Origin of the sequence: Rheinheimera pacifica, assembly GCF_024809855.1 — a bacterium.
Taxonomy (GTDB): domain Bacteria; phylum Pseudomonadota; class Gammaproteobacteria; order Enterobacterales; family Alteromonadaceae; genus Alishewanella; species Alishewanella pacifica_A.
Map to the genome: position 1 here is coordinate 62526 of NZ_JANUEM010000010.1, position 18990 is coordinate 81515.

The 18990-nt window shown below is 50.2% G+C and carries 18 protein-coding genes; 8 read left to right on the forward strand and 10 right to left on the reverse strand.

What is annotated here, in order from left to right:
- Positions 1–11: 11 nt before the first annotated feature.
- A complete protein-coding gene (locus M2404_RS13415; RefSeq protein ID WP_259240261.1) occupies positions 12–881 on the forward strand; it encodes a TIGR02285 family protein in 870 nt (289 codons plus the stop codon).
- Here the strand turns inward: M2404_RS13415 and M2404_RS13420 are convergent.
- The 3 genes from M2404_RS13420 to trxA all read right to left on the reverse strand — a co-directional run bounded on the left by M2404_RS13420 (position 831) and on the right by trxA (position 4004).
- Entirely contained in the window at positions 831–2126 is a 1296-nt protein-coding gene (locus tag M2404_RS13420) for an NAD(P)/FAD-dependent oxidoreductase (RefSeq protein WP_259240262.1), read from the reverse strand. The genes M2404_RS13415 and M2404_RS13420 overlap by 51 nt on opposite strands.
- A 91-nt stretch (positions 2127–2217) precedes the next feature.
- Positions 2218–3483: a transcription termination factor Rho gene (gene rho, locus M2404_RS13425; RefSeq protein WP_215398895.1), complete on the reverse strand. Its 1266-nt coding sequence runs from the start codon at positions 3481–3483 to the stop codon at positions 2218–2220.
- Positions 3484–3677: 194 nt separating this feature from the next.
- On the reverse strand, positions 3678–4004 hold the full coding sequence (gene trxA / locus M2404_RS13430; RefSeq protein WP_068237566.1) for a thioredoxin TrxA: 327 nt from the start codon (positions 4002–4004) through the stop codon (positions 3678–3680).
- Positions 4005–4106: 102 nt separating this feature from the next.
- On the opposite strand from trxA, the gene rhlB reads away from it, so the two are divergent.
- Together rhlB and gppA are read left to right on the forward strand one after the other, a co-directional pair.
- Positions 4107–5393 (forward strand): ATP-dependent RNA helicase RhlB, encoded by a 1287-nt coding sequence (gene rhlB / locus M2404_RS13435; RefSeq protein WP_259240263.1) that lies wholly within the window; start codon positions 4107–4109, stop codon positions 5391–5393.
- On the forward strand, positions 5359–6900 hold the full coding sequence (gene gppA, locus M2404_RS13440) for a guanosine-5'-triphosphate,3'-diphosphate diphosphatase (protein ID WP_259240264.1): 1542 nt from the start codon (positions 5359–5361) through the stop codon (positions 6898–6900). The genes rhlB and gppA overlap by 35 nt, the downstream gene beginning before the upstream one ends.
- A 102-nt stretch (positions 6901–7002) precedes the next feature.
- On the opposite strand, the gene sodC is transcribed toward gppA, so the two are convergent.
- Positions 7003–7596 carry a superoxide dismutase [Cu-Zn] SodC gene (sodC, locus tag M2404_RS13445; RefSeq protein ID WP_259240265.1) on the reverse strand — a complete coding sequence of 198 codons (594 nt, stop codon included), beginning with the start codon at positions 7594–7596 and terminating at the stop codon, positions 7003–7005.
- Positions 7597–7740: 144 nt separating this feature from the next.
- On the opposite strand from sodC, the gene chaB reads away from it, so the two are divergent.
- The 5 genes from chaB to M2404_RS13470 are packed head-to-tail and all read left to right on the forward strand — an operon-like array spanning position 7741 to position 14808.
- On the forward strand, positions 7741–7968 hold the full coding sequence (gene chaB, locus M2404_RS13450) for a putative cation transport regulator ChaB (protein WP_259240266.1): 228 nt from the start codon (positions 7741–7743) through the stop codon (positions 7966–7968).
- Between the two features lie 34 nt (positions 7969–8002).
- Complete coding sequence (locus M2404_RS13455) at positions 8003–8776, forward strand: TVP38/TMEM64 family protein (RefSeq protein ID WP_259240267.1); 774 nt, start codon at positions 8003–8005, stop codon at positions 8774–8776.
- Positions 8776–11028: a hypothetical protein gene (locus tag M2404_RS13460; protein ID WP_259240268.1), complete on the forward strand. Its 2253-nt coding sequence runs from the start codon at positions 8776–8778 to the stop codon at positions 11026–11028. Before M2404_RS13455 ends, M2404_RS13460 begins: the two co-directional genes overlap by 1 nt.
- A 3-nt stretch (positions 11029–11031) precedes the next feature.
- The gene (locus M2404_RS13465) at positions 11032–12315 is read left to right on the forward strand and encodes a glycosyltransferase (protein WP_259240269.1); all 1284 of its coding nucleotides are present in this window, start codon (positions 11032–11034) and stop codon (positions 12313–12315) included.
- Positions 12316–12357: 42 nt separating this feature from the next.
- On the forward strand, positions 12358–14808 hold the full coding sequence (locus M2404_RS13470; RefSeq protein WP_259240270.1) for an endonuclease/exonuclease/phosphatase family protein: 2451 nt from the start codon (positions 12358–12360) through the stop codon (positions 14806–14808).
- Here M2404_RS13470 and hemB read toward each other — a convergent pair.
- Genes hemB through tatB form a run of 6 tightly spaced genes read right to left on the reverse strand, consistent with a single transcriptional unit; the run spans position 14805 to position 18897 of the window.
- The gene (gene hemB, locus M2404_RS13475) at positions 14805–15809 is read right to left on the reverse strand and encodes a porphobilinogen synthase (RefSeq protein WP_259240271.1); all 1005 of its coding nucleotides are present in this window, start codon (positions 15807–15809) and stop codon (positions 14805–14807) included. The genes M2404_RS13470 and hemB overlap by 4 nt on opposite strands.
- The gene (locus M2404_RS13480) at positions 15799–16527 is read right to left on the reverse strand and encodes a GGDEF domain-containing protein (RefSeq protein ID WP_259240272.1); all 729 of its coding nucleotides are present in this window, start codon (positions 16525–16527) and stop codon (positions 15799–15801) included. The genes hemB and M2404_RS13480 overlap by 11 nt, the downstream gene beginning before the upstream one ends.
- The gene (locus M2404_RS13485) at positions 16520–17320 is read right to left on the reverse strand and encodes a TatD family hydrolase (protein WP_259240273.1); all 801 of its coding nucleotides are present in this window, start codon (positions 17318–17320) and stop codon (positions 16520–16522) included. Before M2404_RS13485 ends, M2404_RS13480 begins: the two co-directional genes overlap by 8 nt.
- Positions 17320–17829: a hypothetical protein gene (locus M2404_RS13490; protein ID WP_259240274.1), complete on the reverse strand. Its 510-nt coding sequence runs from the start codon at positions 17827–17829 to the stop codon at positions 17320–17322. Before M2404_RS13490 ends, M2404_RS13485 begins: the two co-directional genes overlap by 1 nt.
- Positions 17826–18587, reverse strand: a complete 762-nt coding sequence (gene tatC / locus M2404_RS13495) for a twin-arginine translocase subunit TatC (RefSeq protein WP_259240275.1) — start codon at positions 18585–18587, stop codon at positions 17826–17828. Before tatC ends, M2404_RS13490 begins: the two co-directional genes overlap by 4 nt.
- Positions 18577–18897, reverse strand: coding sequence for a Sec-independent protein translocase protein TatB (gene tatB / locus M2404_RS13500; protein WP_259240276.1), 321 nt, complete (start codon positions 18895–18897; stop codon positions 18577–18579). Before tatB ends, tatC begins: the two co-directional genes overlap by 11 nt.
- Between the last annotated feature and the right edge of the window lie 93 nt (positions 18898–18990).

Sequence of the window (18990 nt, forward strand, 5' to 3'; positions counted from 1 at the left end):
GGGGCGCATTCATGCTATTACGTTGTCTGCTTTTGCTACTGGCCAGCAGTGCATACGCCAAACCACAACTTACCTGGCTACAAACCGACTGGCCGCCACATCAAATCGTCAGCGGCCCGTTTCAGGATCAGGGTACTTTTGACTTATTGCAACAACACATCATGGCGGCGCTGCCGCAGTTTAGCCATCAAACCCGTTTGGTTAGTCTGCCACGATTAGAGCAGATTTTTCAGCAACCCAAAGCCGCTAGCTGTGCGCTGGGAACCTTGTATTCAGAAGAACGCGCGCAAAACCGGTTATTTTCTTTACCTATGGCTGTAGGGCCAGCGCTGGCAGTAGGTTATATTACAGGTAAATTGACGGCACACCCGGCTATGCAGGCAGATGGCGTTGATATCCGTATGCTGGCGCTGGATACATCGATCCGCGGTGCATTTCAACCCAACCGGCTATACCCCGATGTGATCGCGCCGCTGTTGCAGCACCCTGACAGTAATCTGAGCAGCTATGCTTTTACCAGCGAGATCAATGCCGCAGGTATGCTGCTTGGTAACCGGGTTGACTATGTGGTGGAGTATCCGGAGCGGATGCAGTATTACAATCAGTTACTACCTGAACCCGCTGATTTGGAACACCGGGCGATAGCGGGGGCCAATGTAGCCAGCGTATCTTATATTACCTGTAGTAAGGATAATGTAGGGCAAGCAGCAATTGAGGCAATAAATCAGGTATTGCCGGTATTGTGGCAAACTGCAGAGTATCAGCAGGCGATGCAGCGCTGGCTGGATAGCAGTGCCCAACGTAGATTGAGCACTGATCTGCAGCAAATGTCAGTGCAGCTTAAGCCGCGGCCGGACAATACGGTTGATACGGGCCACTAAGCTGACCACCAGCATTTTTATCCAGCCGTGCAGTGCTACCTGATGCATACGGTACAACGAAATATAAGCCAGCCGGGCAATACGGCCTTCTATCATCATAGCACCACCCACTAAATTGCCCATTAAACTGCCGACAGTACCAAAACGGCTGAGTGAAATGAGCGAACCGTGATCTTTGTAGTTAAAGTCGCGTAGCGGTTTGGCATTTAGCTCAGCCAGAATATTTGTTGCTACCAGGCTGGCCATCTGATGGGCCGACTGTGCCCGTGGCGGCACCCACTTATTGTCTGGTAACGGGTAACCGGCACAATCGCCAATGGCGTAAATGCGGTTATCCAGCGTGGTTTGCAGTTTGCTGTTTACCAGCAGTTGATTAATACGGTTATTTTCCAGGCCAGCTAAATTATGCAAAAAATCCGGGGCTTTAATGCCGGCTGCCCACACCATCAATTCAGCATCCAGATGCTCGTCACCCAATTGCAGCCCGTTGGCATCGGCTGCTGTTACTTTGGTGTTAGTGCGTACTTTTACACCCAGCTTTTGCAGTTCTTTTAAGGCTGCCGCGGCAATACGCTCCGGCAATGCCGGTAAAATACGGGGCCCGGCTTCTATCACACTGATATTTAACCGGTCTTTGCGTAAATCGGCAAAGCCATATAAATTCAGTTCAGCTGCGGCGTGATACAGCTCTGCCGCCAGTTCAACCCCGGTAGCGCCAGCACCTACGATAGCGATATTCAGTTTATCTTTGGGATGGCCGGGTGAATTCAGTTTTAAATAGGCGTCCAGCAAATGGCGCTGAAAACGCTGTGCCTGAGACGGGCTGTCTAAAAAGATACAATGTTCAGCCACACCTGGCGTATTGAAGTGGTTAGACACACTGCCAATTGCCAACACCAGGTAATCATAGGCCAGTTGGCGCGCAGCCAGTACCTCTTCACCATCATCGGCATATACCGGCGCTAACGTAACGGTTTTTTGCTGCCGGTCCAGGCCGTAAAAGCTACCCAACTGAAAATCAAAGCCATGGGCAGCGGCATGAGCCCGGTAACTAAGCTGATCAATTTCCACGTCCAGTGTGCCGGTGGCAACTTCATGCAGCAGCGGCTTCCAGATATGAGTGTGGTTGCGGTCAATCAGGGTGATATGCGCTTTGCCTTTACGGCCAAGTTTGTTGCCTAAGCGGGTTGCCAACTCGAGGCCGCCAGCCCCTCCGCCAACAACCACTATGCGCGGGCGTGTCATATGCGACTTCCTTCTGTGAAAAATAAAGCAGTACAACGTCTTGCTGTTAAACCACAGGCAAGAAAAAACCGGCAACAAGGCCGGTTTTCAGTTAACTTTTTTGCCGTTTCATGGCTTCGAAGAATTCGTCATTGGTTTTGGTCATCAGCAACCGATCTATCAAAAACTCCATACATTCGGTTTCATCCATCGGGTTGAGAATTTTGCGCAGGATCCACATTTTTTGTAGCTCTTCCGGCGACGCCAGCAATTCTTCACGGCGGGTACCTGAGCGGTTAAAGTCGATAGCCGGGAATACACGGCGCTCGGCAATTTTACGCGACAGGTGCAGTTCCATGTTACCTGTACCTTTAAACTCTTCGTAAATTACTTCGTCCATCTTAGAGCCGGTATCGACCAGCGCAGTAGCGATAATAGTTAAGCTACCGCCTTCTTCAACATTACGTGCCGCACCAAAAAAACGTTTCGGTTTATGCAGGGCGTTGGCATCAACACCGCCGGTTAATACTTTGCCTGAGCTGGGAATTACAGTGTTATAGGCGCGGGCTAAACGGGTAATAGAGTCAAGCAGGATAATAACGTCTTTTTTGTGCTCAACCAGCCGTTTAGCCTTTTCGATAACCATTTCAGCAACCTGCACATGGCGGCTGGCTGGCTCGTCAAAGGTAGAAGCAATAACTTCTCCTTTCACCAGACGCTGCATTTCGGTAACTTCTTCCGGCCGCTCGTCTATCAACAGCACCATTAATACGCAATCCGGGTGGTTAGCGGCAATAGACTGTGCGATGTTTTGCAGCAAAATCGTCTTACCGGCTTTAGGTGGTGCCACGATTAAGCCGCGTTGGCCTTTACCGATAGGTGAAGCTAAGTCCAGCACCCGGGCGGTGATGTCTTCACGGCTGCCGTTACCACGCTCCATACGCAAACGGGAGTTAGCATGCAGCGGGGTTAAGTTTTCAAATAAAATTTTGTTACGTGCCTGCTCCGGGCGGCCGAAGTTAACTTCGTTTACCTTTAACAGCGCAAAGTAACGCTCGCCTTCTTTGGGCGGGCGGATTAAACCGGAAATGCTGTCACCGGTACGCAGGTTAAAGCGGCGGATCTGGCTGGGTGAAACATAAATGTCGTCCGGGCCTGCTAAGTAAGAACTGTCGCTGGAGCGCAGAAAACCGAAACCGTCTTGCAGGATTTCCAGTACACCATCACCGAAAATTTCTTCGCCGTTCTTGGCGTGTGATTTTAAAATGGCGAAAATAATGTCTTGTTTGCGCAGACGAGCCATATTTTCCTGGCCCATAGACTCAGCCAATTCAACCAGCTCGCTAATTGGCTTCAGTTTCAGTTCTGTTAAATGCATATTGATTGGGTTTCTTGTTGATATATAAACAGGGTAATGCTTATCGGTTCGATAAAATAAGGTTTGGAAGTGGTTTTTTCGACAGACAAGCGTGGTTTAGAACGTTTAATTGGCTACACAATAGCAGTTGGCTACTGGTGCGTCCAGCATTGAAACAGAAAAAGGCGTATAAAAATACGCCTTTTTCAATTTTTTCAGATGTTACCGTCAAGAAACTCTTTTAACTGAGTTTTTGACAGGGCTCCAACCTTAGTGGCAGCAACCTGACCGTTTTTAAATAATAGCAGGGTAGGAATGCCCCGAATACCGAATTTTGGCGGTGTGTTCGGGTTGTGGTCAATGTTAACTTTGGCCACGGTTACTTTACCGGCATATTCTTTTGCCACGTCTTCCAGAATAGGAGCGATCATTTTACATGGACCACACCATTCCGCCCAAAAGTCGACTAAAACCGGTGCATCGGCTTTTAGCACGTCGGTTTCAAAACTATCATCAGAAACCTGTAAAATATTTTCGCTCATTAATGTCTCCGCTAGTACGATGCAGCCCGGCTGCAAAAAAGTGTTATCAATTTAAACGTGGCTGTTCCTTATTGCAAGCGTAACGGTTATGCTTAGCGCCGTATGAATAAAACACACTTAACTTCACATAAATTCGCCGATTTCGCATTGGCGCCACAGGTTCTTGACGCGTTAACTGCGCAAGGTTATGGCTATTGTACGCCTATTCAGGCTCAATGTTTACCACTCGCACTTGCCGGTAAAGATATAGCCGGCCAGGCCCAAACTGGTACTGGTAAAACACTGGCGTTCTTAACCGCGACTTTCCACCATTTGCTTACCCACGAGCCCAAAGGTTCTGGTCAGCCGCGTGCCATTATTATGGCTCCTACGCGTGAGCTGGCGGTTCAGATCCATCAGGACGCAAAAATACTGGCTGATAAAGCCGGTTTACGTCTTGGCCTAATTTATGGGGGCGAGGGGTACGATACTCAACGCCAGTTGCTGGAAAATGGCGTAGATATTTTAATTGGTACCACGGGTCGCTTAATAGATTATTTAAAGCAGGGCCTGTACGACTTATCCCAAATTCAGGTAGTGGTGCTGGACGAAGCTGATCGTATGTTCGATTTAGGCTTTATTAAAGACATCCGCTTTATGTTTAACCGTATGCCGCCGGCGACAGAGCGTTTAAGCTTGTTGTTCTCAGCTACCTTGTCTTATAAGGTACAGGAACTGGCGTTTGAAAAAATGAATCAACCGGTGCATATCCATATTGCACCAGAAGAAATGACCGGCAGCCGTATCAGTGAAGAGCTGTTTTATCCGTCAGACGAACATAAGCTACCGTTGCTGTTAACGCTGATGGAAGAAGAATGGCCGGATAAAGCCATTGTATTCGCTAACACCAAACATTGGTGTGAGGAAGTACATGCCTGGCTGGAAGCCGATGGCCATCGTGTTGGTTTGCTTACCGGTGATGTGATCCAGAAAAAGCGCCTGCGTATTTTGGAAGACTTTACCAACGGCAAGCTGGATATTCTGGTCGCGACAGACGTTGCGGCGCGCGGCTTGCATATTCCTAAAGTAAGCCATGTATTTAACTATGACCTGCCGGACGACTGTGAAGACTATGTACACCGCATTGGCCGTACTGGCCGGGCAGGTGAAAGCGGTAAAGCCATTAGTTTTGCCTGCGAGCGTTATGCGCTTAACCTGACTGCAATTGAAGATTATATCCGCCATCCAATCCCGGTAAGTCAGTACGATGCCAGTGCTTTGCTGGATGATATTAAAACGCCGAAACCGCGGGTTCGCCGCCGCGCCGGTCAGGCCAGAACCGGTAGTCGCAGCGGCCCGGGCGGACGTAGCAGTAATGGCGCAAGAGCTCCTCGCAACCGTCCTCGTTGATCCGGCACTGTCTGCCGACCAGTCACCGCATCAGGATATCTATGCGGTGATTGATCTTGGCTCCAACAGCTTCCATATGCTGATGGTCAAGGTTGTTGGTGGCTCGGTGCAGGTAATTGGCCGGGTAAAGCGCAAAGTACGCTTAGCTGCTGGTTTAAACGAAAACCTGGTACTTAGCCGCAAAGCAATGAAGCGTGGCTGGGAATGTTTAGCATTATTTGCTGAACGGCTGCAGGACATACCGCCGCAAAATATCCGTATAGTTGGTACCGCTACGCTGCGGCTGGCCAAAAATGTTAAAACCTTCCTTAAAGAAGCCGAGGCCATCTTAGGCCAGAAAGTAACTGTTATTAGTGGCGAAGATGAAGCCCGCATTATTTATCTTGGTGTAGCCCATACCTCAAATAGTGATAGCAACCGCTTGGTGATCGATATCGGTGGCGCCAGCACTGAAGTGGTGATTGGGGCTGGTTTTATGCCGCAACTGTTGTCCAGCCTGAATATGGGCTGTGTTACGTATCTGGAGCGTTATTTCAGTGATGACGAGCTAAGTGAAGATAACTTCAGTCAGGCTATAGCTGCAGCAGAGCATGAGGCCGCTTCTATTGCCGAACAGTACCGGCAAGCTGGCTGGCAACTGGCAGTAGGTGCATCCGGCACGGTGCAGGCCATGCAGGAAATACTGGTTGCCCAGGGCAAAGATGAAGTGATAACCCTAAGCCGGCTGGAAGATATTATGCAGCAGGCACTGGCGTGTGGCCGGATGGAGCAACTGACTATTGTTGGTCTGGCGCAAGAACGTAAGCAGGTATTTCCGTCCGGGCTGGCTATTTTAATTGCGTTGTTTCGTAAGCTGAATATTAGTGGTATGACCTTGTCTGGCGGTGCGCTGCGTGAGGGTGTGCTATACAGTATGTTACCTCAATTACAGCATACGGATGTACGTAACCGTACTGTGGCCAGTTTGATGGTGCGCTATTTTATTGATCAGCGCCATGCTGAGCGGGTAGCCGATATGGCATGTGAGCTGGCAAATCAGCTACAAAGCCGCTGGGACTTGCAGAAGTTTGAAGGCCACAGCATGCTCAGAAGTGGTGCTTTGTTGCATGAGCTGGGTTTGTTGATTGAATATAAAAATCACCATCATCACGGTGCTTATATTATTAACCATTCCGATTTACCTGGCTTCACCCGTGCCCAACAGCAGCTAGTAATGGCATTGGTGCACAACCACAGAGCTGACATCAGCCGCGAAATTATTGCCCGCCAGACCATGACATCAGTGCTGTTAACAGTACGTTTAACGCGTATTTTGCGTTTGGCCGTAATTTTATCTATGCGCCGGCGGCATGAAGTATTACCGCAGGTGAATATCAGCAGCAAAGGCGAGCAACTCACGTTGAAAATGCCGGATGGCTGGCTTGAACAACATCCGCTGATGCGGGCTGAGCTGGAGCAGGAAGTGCAATATCAGCAGCAAACCGGTTGGGAACTGATTATAAAATAGGCTGCTGAGCGGGTAAATATTACCGCGAAGTGTGTAATTTTTGCGCAGCAGCCCGCTGCCAAAAGTCAGCAAAACGGGCTGCTAAAATAAGCGCTGATCATTTTACAGTATGACACCGCATGCAATTGGGCTCCCGCTGTTGCCTGAAGGCGCTGTTGCGTAGTCATCTGCTTGCTGATGCACAACCAATGAGCGGTTTTTCAAGTCCTCCAGCTTCATCCGTCCGGCTGTTACCTGCTGTTGGTTACCACTGTTATCAACACGAATCATCGGTAAATCGCCGAGGTGGCCTTGCCCGTCCGGGCCAGCATGTTTACTAGTATCTGCCGGATCGAAATGGCTGCCAGCACTGGCGGCTGCCTGAGGTTTCCCGTCTTTTATTGCCGGCTCACAGCTGGGATTCTGATGGACATGAAAACCATGCTCCCCCGCTTGCAGGCCCTGTAGCTCTGGTTTAAATACCAAACCATCTGCTGTTTCAGTAACAGTAATAGTACCTGCACTGTCGCCCACTCCTTCAGCAGTAACGGTATTCATCCGTACTGTAATACTGTTGCCGGCATGCTGGCCTGCATTACCGGGCACGGGTGCCGGTGTGCTAATACTACCTGGCGCCGACGGTGGGTTTGGATCCGGGTTGCAGCCCAGTACCAGGCCGACAGCGAGTAATGGCAGGGGTAATATCCGCAGTTTCATAATATCTCCTTCAACATTAAGTAAATAACACGAACCTTCATTACCGGGCTGCAAATTTAGCGCCAATACTACAGGTTGCAAAAATGGCATGAGCTTTGCCTTTCTATAGAAACAGCAGATAGAGCAGCCAGCAGGGGATATGTCATGCCTTATGAAACGCGCAGCGAATTACCCGATAGTGTGAAGGACACTTTACCCGGCCACGCTCAGGATATTTATCAGGCAGCGTTTAACAATGCCTGGGATGAATATGCCGACCCGGATAAGCGGCGCGGTGATGACAGCCGGGAAGAGGTCGCCCATAAAGTGGCCTGGGCCGCGGTGAAGCAGAGTTATGAAAAGAATGAGGCTGGTCACTGGGTAAAGAAGTAGCAGGCATTAAATAACCTTTGAAGGATCTGTTATTGTGACATCAGACACTACGCAAAGCCGTAAAACGGCTAACAGCAATATAAAGCCTCGCGGCAAAATGTCGGCCCTGCTGGGTGTGGCCGGCAGTTTGTTGTTCGTAGCCGTAGTGCTGCTATTGCTGGTACATTTCGGTGTGCACAAAGAAGTGTTGCATCTGTTGGAATGGTTTAAGCAACAGGGCGCCTGGGCACCTGTGTTGTTTATGTTAATTATGGCCGCTGTAGTGGTATTGCTGTTGCCGGGAGCGCTATTTACCGTTGGTGCTGGTTTTGTTTTCGGTGTAGTGGCTGGTTCAGTCTATGTGTTGCTGGGTACCACCTTTGGTGCCGTGTTAGCGTTTTTGATTGCACGCTACTGTTTTGGCCAGCGCGCCAGAGAGTTTGTTATGGCGCGGGCGAAGCTAAAGCTGGTAAACGACGAACTGACGCCAAACGGTTGGAAGATAGTACTGCTAACCCGGTTGATCCCGTTTTTCCCCGGTAAAATTTCTAATTACTTTTTTGGTTTAACACAGTTTTCGCTACGGGGGTATATCGGTGGATCATTGCTGGGGTTTATTCCGTTTACTGTGCACAATGTTTATCTGGGCTCGTTGATCGCTGATATCTCCAGTTTTGATTTTGCCTCACGCGAGCGCTCAGTATGGGAGTGGGGGCTGTATGCCGGAGGTTTGCTGGCTGCTGTGGCAGTGATTATTTATCTTAACCGTTTGGCCAGCCGGGCACTGGCACAGTATACCGAACAAGATACGCAAAAGGAGCCTGACTGATGACCTGGCTAAAATGGCTGCCGTGGCGTTATGTGGTGCGCTATGTTGCGCACAAACATGGCTTTATAGACCCTGTGGCCTTGCTGGCGAGGTTGCATAACTTTGCCCAGCCGTCAGAAGTGGGCGAGCCGATTGAGCTGCTGCGGGCTGGTGTGGTATTTCATGCCCGTGGCCTTATTAACAGCCGGGTAATCCAGCATAACCTGGACTGGGTATGGCCGTACTGGATTGAGCGGCAATTTGACCCTAATGATATGTCGTTTATCCCGCGGGCTTTTTCCATTACCCATATTAACCTGACCCATCGTAACTGGACGGCGATAGGTTTGCCGGATTGCCCTGAACTGCCGATCGTTGATCCCAGAGGTTTGCTTACACCCTTTCTGGATGGTTGGTCGCTGGACGCCTGGATTATGCCACAGCAGGGGGAGTATTTGTTGCCGTCCAGGGCTGTGCAGTGCCAGCAGCAACTGCGGATGGCTGGCGATGTCAGTATCCGTACAGAAACGATATTGCAGGGTATGGCGCTGGTGAGTCAGGCATCAGTCGAGCTTGAAGACGGCATTGCCGTATGTAAATTGCGGTTGCGGGCAAGGTCTGATAAACCGGGTTATCTGGTACTGGCGCTGCGGCCACAAAACCCGGAAGGTATCAGTTTTATTCACCGTGTAAGGCTGAATCCAGAACGGACCGCCTGGCAGGTTGATGACAATAAACGGGTAGAGTTTAGCCGTAAGGCAGAGCGGCATCATGTTTCAACCTATCGGCAGGGTGATGTTTATATTCATCTGAACGATGCCCAGGAACAGATCGACGGTGTTTGTGATGTTGGTATGGTTACGGCTGCGGCGCTGTTTCCGCTGCCGGCTGACGAGTGGCAAGAGCTGGAAGTGTCTGTGCCGCTGGCAGCAGAGCGTAACGAACAACTGCAAGCAGATGTCTGGCGACAGGAGCAGCAGAAAACCTGCAAGCTGACATGCCCGGACGCACACTATCAATTTTTATATGACGCGGCTGTCACGTCGTTAATTTTGCACTCGCCGGAAGATGTTTATCCTGGCCCTTATACCTACAAAAGATTCTGGTTCAGAGATGCAGCTTTTATTATTCATGCCTTACTGTGTGCCGGCCTGACTGAACGTGCCGAGCGGGCACTGAATCAGTTTCCGCCGCGCCAGACATTGTTGGGCTATTTTCGTTCGCAGGAAGGCGAGTGGGATGCCAACGGAGAAGTATTATGGATCCTCAAACGCTATTTTGATATGACCGGCCGCAAAATGCCTGCCGACTGGTATGGTCCGGTGCAAAGTGGTGCACGCTGGATTAGCCGTAAACGTTTGTCGGATAACATCGATGCTCCCCATGCCGGCTTATTGCCGCCGGGTTTTAGCGCCGAACACCTTGGACCAAACGATTATTACTATTGGGATGACTTTTGGGGGGTAGCCGGTTTACAGGCTGCTTCGGCTTTATTTGGCAGTGCAGAAGAGCTGCAGCAGCAACAGGAATTTAATCAGGCAGCTACCCGCTTTAGTGCAGCAATAGATAAAAGCCTGGCGCAGTGCGAAGCGCGCTTAAAGCGTCCCGGCATGCCGGCATCGCCTTACCGGCGGCTGGATGCCGGAGCTATTGGTTCACTGGCTGCAGGTTATCCTGCACAGTTATGGGCGCCTGACGATCCCCGCCTGCTCGATACAGTCGAATTTTTGTTACAGCGCTGCTTTGTTAAAGATGCTTTTTATCAGGATATGATCCATTCAGGGCTAAATGCCTATTTAACCCTGCATGTGGCACAGGTGTTGTTGCGGGCAAAAGACCCGCGTTATTTAACGTTAATGGATGCGGTAGCCGCACTGGCATCACCTACCGGGCAATGGCCTGAAGCAATTCACCCGGCTACCGGCGGCGGCTGTATGGGCGACGGCCATCATGTCTGGGCGGCTGCAGAGTGGTTGTTGATGATCCGTAACTGTTTTGTCCGTGAGGAAGAACAGCATCTGGTGTTATGTGGTGGTGTGCCTCAGCGCTGGCTGGCACCGGATGCACCTATCTACTTTGGCCCGGCCCCCACCAGTTTTGGCAGTATCAGTATAGAGATCACAACCAGCGCAGAAGAGGGCATTGTAGTGAAATGGCAAGCTGACTGGCATAACGGCAGTGTACCTGTAATGGAGATAGCTTTGCCTGGGTATCAGACAGAAACAACACAGGCTGTAGCTGGCTCTGTGACCCTAAGTAAACAGGAGTCGTAGCAGATGAATATTGCAATATTCACCAACACTTTTACCCCGCATGTTGGTGGGGTGGCGCGTTCAGTTGAAGCCTTTGTTGCCGAGTATCGCAAACTGGGGCATAAAGTGCTGGTGGTCGCGCCGGAATTTGCCGATATGCCCGAAGATGAAACGGATGTAGTGCGTATTGCTGCAATCCAGAATTTTAATGCCAGCGATTTTTCTGTAGCCCTGCCGATCCATGACCAGCTCAGTGCAATACTGGATGAGTTTGCGCCAGACATTATTCATTCTCAGCATCCGTTTCTGTTAGGTATGACAGCACTGCGTACAGCCCGGTACCGCAAGCTGCCATTGGTGTTTACGCACCACACTTTATATGAGCAGTATACCCACTATATACCCGGTGATTCGGTCACTATGCAGCGCTTTGCCATTGAGCTGGCAACCCGCTATGCCAATTTATGTGATCAGGTTATAGCCCCCAGCCTGAGCATTGCTGATATGTTGCAACAGCGGGGAGTAACCACGCCTGTTACTGTGATCCCTACCGGTGTTTGTATCGGGCGGTTTGCCAAAGGTAACGGTGATGCAGTACGACAGCAAAATGAGATCCCGGCAGATGCTTTTGTGATAGGCCATCTTGGGCGGTTGGCACCAGAGAAAAACCTGGAGTTTTTAGCCCACGCAGTGGCAAATGTTGCCGTTGAATGTGCGCCAGTGCATTTTCTGGTGGTGGGCCAGGGGCCGTCTGAAGAAGCGATACGGCAAGTTTTTACTCAGGCGGGTGTTAGCAACAAGTTGCATATGACAGGTATTTTACAACAGCAACAGTTAACAGATGCACTGCATGCCATGAACATATTTGCATTTGCTTCAGGCAGTGAAACTCAGGGCATAGTACTGGCTGAGGCTATGGCTGCCGGCTTGCCAGTGGTTGCATTAGATGCACCCGGTGTGCGCGAAGTGGTAAAAGACGGTCAAAATGGTTTGCTGTTGTATGACAAAACTACCGCAGCATTCAGTGCGGCGCTGCGCCGGTTAGTTGAAGCACCGGTACAGCAACTGACAGCACTGCAGCAAGCAGCCAGAGAAACTGCTGACGCTTTTTCCATGGCAAGTTCGGCTGAGAAAGCACTGCAGTGTTTTAATGCTTTGCTGGAAGAGCAGCCCGTTGCCGGCAGAGCAGAGCGGGATTGGGAGGATGTCCTGGAGTGGGTTAAAGCCGAGTGGGATATCTTGTGCAGTGTCGCAGTGGCTGGCACCGCTGCTGTCGGCAGTACCTTATTTGCTGACACTAAAGAGTAAAAGTGTTAGATAGCATTATAACCTGCTGATAAAAGGAGATTTATGCTTAGTCGTATCGAAGTTTGGTTCCGCTGGGCCAGGCGCAGCCTGAGCCGCAGTCACTGGCTGGCAAAGTTGTTGCAGTTACCTGTTTCAACCGGCTCAGGGGTACGGCCAGGACTTCTTATGTTGCAAATTGACGGACTATCTCAGCCAGAATTACAACGCGCTTTAGACCGGGGTGAAATGCCCTTTTTGCGCCGCTTACTAAAAAAAGAGCATTACACGTTACATGCGCATTATTCCGGCTTGCCGGCTACCACACCGGCGGTTCAGGCTGAACTGTTTTATGGTATTAAAACTGCCGTACCGGCATTTTCATTTTGCGACCACCGCTCTGGCAACAGCGTAAAAATGTTGCAACCAGATACTGCTGCCCGGGTGGAGGATGCACTCACGCAGAAAAGCGCTGCGGCACTGCTAAAAGATGGCAGCGCGTATTCAAATATTTATACCGGCGGGGCTGCAGAGTCGCACTTTTGTGCATCAGCTTTGGGGTGGGGGCCGGCACTGCGCAGTGCAAACCCTTTAGTGTTATTAGTGCTGATTATTACCAACTTATACAGCGTGCTACGAATTATTGGCCTGTTTTTCCTTGAGCTGGGGCTGGCATTGGCCGACTTTATCCGCGGTTTAATCAAAGGGCATGATTTTTTCAGTGAGCTGAAGTTTGTACCTACCCGGGTAGCTATTTCTATCGTGTTGCGTGAACTGTGTGTTATCGGCGGCAAAATTGATCTCAGCCGGGGTATGCCGGTAGTACATATCAACTTTCTTGGTTATGACGAACAATCACACCGGCGCGGACCGGCGTCTTTGTTTGCGCACTGGACACTAAAAGGCATTGACGACAGTATCGCCAGGTTGTGGCATGCGGCTAACCGTTCGCAGTGGCGCAAATATGAGGTTTGGATCTATTCCGATCATGGTCAGGCAAAGGTGCGGCCTTATCATCAGCTACGGGGTTATTCGTTAGAGCAGGCGGTTGAGCAAAGTTTTGCCGGATTAAATACGCAGCCTGCCAGGCTCACCGCATGGAAGGCTGGCAGCATTCAGACTCAACGGGCCAGATTACTTGGCGGAAATAAAGTACAGCGCTTACTTGCAGTGCATGGAAGCGATGCCCGGCACAACGCTACGGAGAGCGCAACGGCGAAGGCAGCGGAGGCAACAATTCAGGTTACTGCGCTTGGTCCGGTCGGGCATATTTATTTTCCTGTGCCACTGACAGAGCAAGACAGCCGCTTTGTTGCTACGGCATTGGCGACGGAGCATAAAGTGCCGCTGGTACTTCAGCTTGAAGCGCCCGACCGGCTCAGGGCAACAACAGATGACGGTGATTTTTATCTGCCACAGGATTGCGCGCGGCTATTCGGCGCTGAGCATCCGTTTCTGGACAGCCTCAGTGACGATTTATTGCGGCTGTGCCAGCACGCTGATGCCGGAGATCTGGTGGTAATGGGCTGGCGCAAAGGCGTAACGGCGCAATCATTTGCTGATGAGAATGGCGCCCATGCCGGTGCTACGCCAGAGGAAACCAATGGCTTTGCTTTACTTCCGGCAGATACGTCTTTAGTGTCTGGCAATAACAATTATCTGCGCCCGCGTGATTTGTATCATGCCGCTTTGCAATATCTTGGTCGTGCGCAACAACCGCAAACCTCCGGCCGTTCAGCACGTCCGGCAAAACAAACAGACACCTTACGGGTAATGACTTACAACGTGCATAGCTGTATCGGTCTGGATGGCAAAGTGGATGTTGAGCGCATAGCCAGAGTGATTGCGCAGGCTAATCCTGATGTAGTGGCGCTGCAGGAATTGGATGTTGGGCGTAACCGTAGCCAGGGGTTAGATCAGGCTCAGCTTATTGCCCGTTATCTGGAAATGGAGTTTCATTTTCACCCTGCCATGCATATGGAAGAGGAGCGTTACGGCGATGCCATTTTAACCCATCTACCGTTAAGATTAATTAAAGCGGGGCCTCTACCGGGGCTTGCTGACAAGCCGAAACTGGAACCGCGGGGGGCTATTTGGGCTGCAGTGCAGTTTAATGGGCAGGAAGTGCAGATTATTAATACGCACCTGGGGCTGCAACCCCGCGAGCGGCTGGCGCAGGTTGACTGTTTGTTGGGCAACGACTGGCTTGGTCATCCAGACTGTCGCGGACCAGTGGTACTGTGCGGTGATTTAAACGCGCAGCCCAACTCGCAAGTGTGCCGGCGTATTACCACCCAATTGCAGGATTCGCAAACTTTGCTGGCCCAGCACCGGCCAGCAGGTACTTTTCCCAGCCGGTTTGCTGCATTACGTATTGATCATATTTTTATCAGTAAGACACTGGTAGTAACTGCCATTGACGTACCCCGCTCGCAATTGGCTAAGGTAGCGTCGGACCACTTACCCTTGCTGGTGGAATTGCAGATCCCGTGCGATACAGGTGCTGCGGTCGATTAAGCTTGCTTTAGCCAGGTAGCTACTTTCTTGGCAAAGTAAGTCAGAATGCCATCGGCACCTGCACGTTTAAATGCGAGTAAAGATTCCATAATAACCGGTTGCTCCGCCAGCCAGCCATTTTGAATGGCTGCCATATGCATGGCATATTCGCCACTGACCTGATAGGCAAACGTTGGCACGCCAAATTCATCTTTTACCCGGCGTACTATATCCAGATAAGGCATACCGGGTTTCACCATTACCATATCGGCGCCTTCTTCCAGATCCTGTGCCACTTCGTGTAAGGCTTCGTTGCTGTTTGCCGGATCCATTTGGTAGGTTTTTTTATTGCCACCTTTTAAATTACCGGCAGACCCCACTGCATCGCGAAATGGGCCGTAATAGCTTGAGGCATACTTAGCTGAGTAGGCCATAATGCGGGTGTTAACAAAGCCTGCCTCTTCCAACGCTTCACGAATAGCGCCGATGCGGCCGTCCATCATATCAGAGGGGGCAATCACATCTGCGCCAGCTTGCGCGTGCGACAATGCCTGCTTCACCAGTGCAGCGGTGGTAATATCATTCATGACATAACCGTTGTCGTCGATAATGCCGTCTTGGCCGTGAGTGGTGAAGGGGTCCAGCGCGACATCGGTAATAATGCCCAGTTCGGGCACATGCTGTTTTAACAGGCGTACCGCACGCTGTGCTAACGCATCCGGGCTCCACGCTTCTTCCGCCTGCAGTGACTTTTTATCTGCCGCGGTAACCGGAAACAGTGCAATAGCCGGAATACCCAATTCGACCAGTTGTTTTGCTTCAGCCAGCAACAGGTCGAGGCTAAGGCGCTCAATACCTGGCATAGAGGCTATGGCTTCACGTTTATTATCACCTTCAATAATAAACATCGGGTAAATTAAGTCGTTCACCGTCAGTTGGTTTTCCGCCATTAAGCGGCGGCTGAAATCATGTTCACGCATGCGGCGTAAACGGCTGGCGGGGAAAAAACGGTTAGTGTTCATGTAGCTCTCCTGTACGCTCAGGGCTGATTCTGCGCTGCCCGGGCGGATAACTCTGTACCTGATTTCTACCGTTTGCTTTAGCGCTGTATAAGGCTTTATCGGCGAAATTTATATATTCGTCACAATCACTTTGTGTCGTCGGGATGGCACTGTAACACCCTGCGCTCACGGTAACTGCTGGCTGCTGTGTACTGTTGTGCAATTGCTGGCGAATGTACTCGGCTAACTCTGCTGCGCCATCCAGGTCTGTGTTAGGGAGTATCAGGGCAAACTCTTCACCGCCATAACGGCATAGTTTGTCGCCTGGGCGCTTTACCCATTGCTGAATTAACCGGGCAACGGTTTTTATCACCTGATCTCCGGCCAGATGGCCATGGTTGTCATTGATTTGTTTAAAATAATCAATATCCAATAAAACCAAAGCAAGTGGGCGCTGTTCGCGGCGGCTACGCTTCAATTCTGCCTGCATCTGCCGGTTAAAATAGGCGCGGTTAAATACGCCGGAAAGCGCATCAATTTCGGTTTGTTGCTGTAGCAACCGGTTTTTTTCTGCTAACTCTTCCAGGGTAATTTGCAGTTCGAAGCTGTGGCTGCGTAATTGCCTTTCCAACTCTGCAGCAGTGCGCTGCCAGCGTGTTAGTTTAATTGCGCCAAATATGCCGGTTATACCAATGCCGGTTATTATGCCTATAAAAAAGTACGGCAACAGTTCAGGCATAAGTAGTACTCAATCCGGGTTGAAAGCCAAACAAGCGCTGGCTGTTTTGCCAGGTCAGCGTTGCCAGTTCATCCATAGTATGGCCGGTTAGCTGCGCCACCATTTGTGCAATTACCGGCAGGTAGGCGGGCTCATTGCGCCGGCTTTTGGGTTTAGGTTGCATAGTACGGGGCAGCAGGTAAGGTGCATCGGTTTCCAGCAGCAGCCTGTCAGATGGTATGTAGCGTAGTGCATGTTGCAGTGTTTCACCGCGGCGCTCATCACACACCCAGCCTGTAATGCCGATATAAAGCCCCAGTTCCAGATAGGCTTTTAGCTGTAATACATCGCCAGTAAAACAATGCGCTACGCCATGGCTTATCTGTTGCTCTTTTAACATAGCAAGCTGAGTAGTAAAGGCGTCGCGTTCGTGCAGATAAATCGGTTTGTTAGATTGTCTTGCCAGTTGTAACTGTTCAGCAAAAACATGCTGTTGCTGCTCTCGGGATGAAAAATCACGGTTAAAATCGAGGCCGCATTCGCCAATCGCGACCACTTCAGCTTGTTTGCTTAATGTTTGCAACTGTATCAGCCAGTCAGGTTTAACATTAGCAGCCTGATGCGGGTGCACACCCGCGGTACTGAAACAACTATGGTGCTGCTGGCAAAAAGTAATATTTTGTCTGCTTTCATCAATATCGCTGCCAATCAACAACAATTGAGTTACGCCAGCCAGTGCTGCACGCTCAATTACAGCTACTCTGTCACTGTCGAACTGGTTGCTGAACAGATTGACACCGATATCACACCACATTACTGTTCGCGCCGGACACGAATGGTACGGTTGTTGGTGTCGTTACCGAGGAAAAAGGAGCTAAGCACGCCACGTTTTATATAGTGTTGTTCACCTGCGGCGATCTTATAATACTCAGTGCCGTTCTGACGCCAGATTTGGCCATTATCAAATTCGACAATCAGCTCTTTTCGCGGGCTGTACCGCACCTCTTTAACACTCAGATAAATTTGATTCGGGGCGTCTTCGTCTACTTTGCGATGTTCGATACCAAAGTCTGCCTCAGGCTGCTTTTGTGCTGTAGTGTTTGCGGCAGGTACAATTGCTGCTGGCGTTGGCGTAGCCGCTGCAGGCTTGGTGGTATTAGTTGTTGTTGCATTACCTGCTGTAACTGCCGAAATGGCGTCATAACAGGTTAAACGACGCAAAGCGTTTTGTTCAGCCCGGCAAAGCTCCAGCGCCTGATCTAACGGTATAGCGGCTACCGGCAGGCTGGTTACAGCAATTAAAGCAGCTAACATTAATTTCATAGAGAATCTTCCTGTTTTTCTTCTGTTTTTTCAATGGTGCTTGGTTGATAAAAGCGGCTCAAGGCGAGGCCTAGTTCAAATAGTAACCACATAGGTACCGCCAATAAGGTTTGTGACAGCACATCCGGCGGGGTTAACAGCATGCCTAAAATAAAGGCGCCAACAATAATATAGGGCCGTTTTTCTGCCAGCTCGGCACGGGTGGTGACGCCAGTCCAGACCATCAATAAAATAGCTACCGGGATTTCAAACGACAGGCCAAAAGCAAAAAACAGCTTAAGCACAAAATCAAGGTAATTGCTGATATCGGTAGCTACTGTAACGCCTTCGGGTGCAACACTGGTGAAAAAACCGAAAATAATGGGAAATACAATAAAGTACGCAAATGCTATACCACTGTAAAACAGGAGTGTGCTGCTTACCACCAGTGGTGCCATCAGTCTTTTCTCACGGCTATACAGCGCGGGTGCTATAAATTGCCATACCTGCAGCAGAATGTAGGGAATGGCAACACATATTGCTACGATGAAGGTTAATTTGAACGGGGCAAAAAAGGGTGCAGCGACATCGGTTGCAATCATACTGCTATTTTCTGGCAATACAGCCATCAATGGCTGTGCCAGCACGTGGTAGATATCCTGCGCAAAAGCTGCCAGGCAGGCAAAGACAATAATTACCGCTACTACGCAGCGCAGCAGACGGTTGCGTAGTTCGATTAAATGTCCGAGTAAACTGTCTGGGCTGGCATTAAGGCTCATTTTTATTGTCTTTACTGCTGGTTATCGAAGAAATAGGTGTGTTTACATCAGCTGCCGCTTGCTTTAGCTCAGCCAGTGCCGCTTTTTCCTGCTCTGTCAGGTTAAGCAGGCCTTTGGCTTCGGCATCTTTTAACTTCTGATGCAGTTCATGGGTTCGTAAATCTTCATTCAGCTCTGCCTGCATTTGTTGCCCAAACTGCTTAATACTGCGCACAGTTTTATTTACCGAGCGAATAGCTCCGGGCAGCCGTTCAGGCCCCAGTACCAGTAAGGCGACAACACCAACAACAACCAGCTCCCAGAAACCCATTTACACTTTGTCTTTAGTGTTGCCAGCCTGACCGGCTGCATTTTTATCTGTGCTGGTACCCGCTTTACTTTGTTCGTTCAGCTGTGCGGGCTG

Bases quoted from the DNA above. Each gene is read 5' to 3' on its own strand.
- M2404_RS13460 (WP_259240268.1), top strand. From the start codon at position 8,776: ATGACCTGGCTAAAATGGCTGCCGTGGCGTTATGTGGTGCGCTATGTT.
- tatB (WP_259240276.1), bottom strand. From the start codon at position 18,897: ATGGGTTTCTGGGAGCTGGTTGTTGTTGGTGTTGTCGCCTTACTGGTA.
- rho (WP_215398895.1), bottom strand. From the start codon at position 3,483: ATGCATTTAACAGAACTGAAACTGAAGCCAATTAGCGAGCTGGTTGAA.
- M2404_RS13480 (WP_259240272.1), bottom strand. From the start codon at position 16,527: ATGCCTGAACTGTTGCCGTACTTTTTTATAGGCATAATAACCGGCATT.
- rhlB (WP_259240263.1), top strand. From the start codon at position 4,107: ATGAATAAAACACACTTAACTTCACATAAATTCGCCGATTTCGCATTG.
- sodC (WP_259240265.1), bottom strand. From the start codon at position 7,596: ATGAAACTGCGGATATTACCCCTGCCATTACTCGCTGTCGGCCTGGTA.
- M2404_RS13415 (WP_259240261.1), top strand. From the start codon at position 12: ATGCTATTACGTTGTCTGCTTTTGCTACTGGCCAGCAGTGCATACGCC.
- M2404_RS13420 (WP_259240262.1), bottom strand. From the start codon at position 2,126: ATGACACGCCCGCGCATAGTGGTTGTTGGCGGAGGGGCTGGCGGCCTC.
- M2404_RS13465 (WP_259240269.1), top strand. From the start codon at position 11,032: ATGAATATTGCAATATTCACCAACACTTTTACCCCGCATGTTGGTGGG.
- M2404_RS13470 (WP_259240270.1), top strand. From the start codon at position 12,358: ATGCTTAGTCGTATCGAAGTTTGGTTCCGCTGGGCCAGGCGCAGCCTG.
- hemB (WP_259240271.1), bottom strand. From the start codon at position 15,809: ATGAACACTAACCGTTTTTTCCCCGCCAGCCGTTTACGCCGCATGCGT.
- M2404_RS13490 (WP_259240274.1), bottom strand. From the start codon at position 17,829: ATGAAATTAATGTTAGCTGCTTTAATTGCTGTAACCAGCCTGCCGGTA.
- M2404_RS13485 (WP_259240273.1), bottom strand. From the start codon at position 17,320: ATGTGGTGTGATATCGGTGTCAATCTGTTCAGCAACCAGTTCGACAGT.
- gppA (WP_259240264.1), top strand. From the start codon at position 5,359: ATGGCGCAAGAGCTCCTCGCAACCGTCCTCGTTGATCCGGCACTGTCT.
- tatC (WP_259240275.1), bottom strand. From the start codon at position 18,587: ATGAGCCTTAATGCCAGCCCAGACAGTTTACTCGGACATTTAATCGAA.
- chaB (WP_259240266.1), top strand. From the start codon at position 7,741: ATGCCTTATGAAACGCGCAGCGAATTACCCGATAGTGTGAAGGACACT.
- trxA (WP_068237566.1), bottom strand. From the start codon at position 4,004: ATGAGCGAAAATATTTTACAGGTTTCTGATGATAGTTTTGAAACCGAC.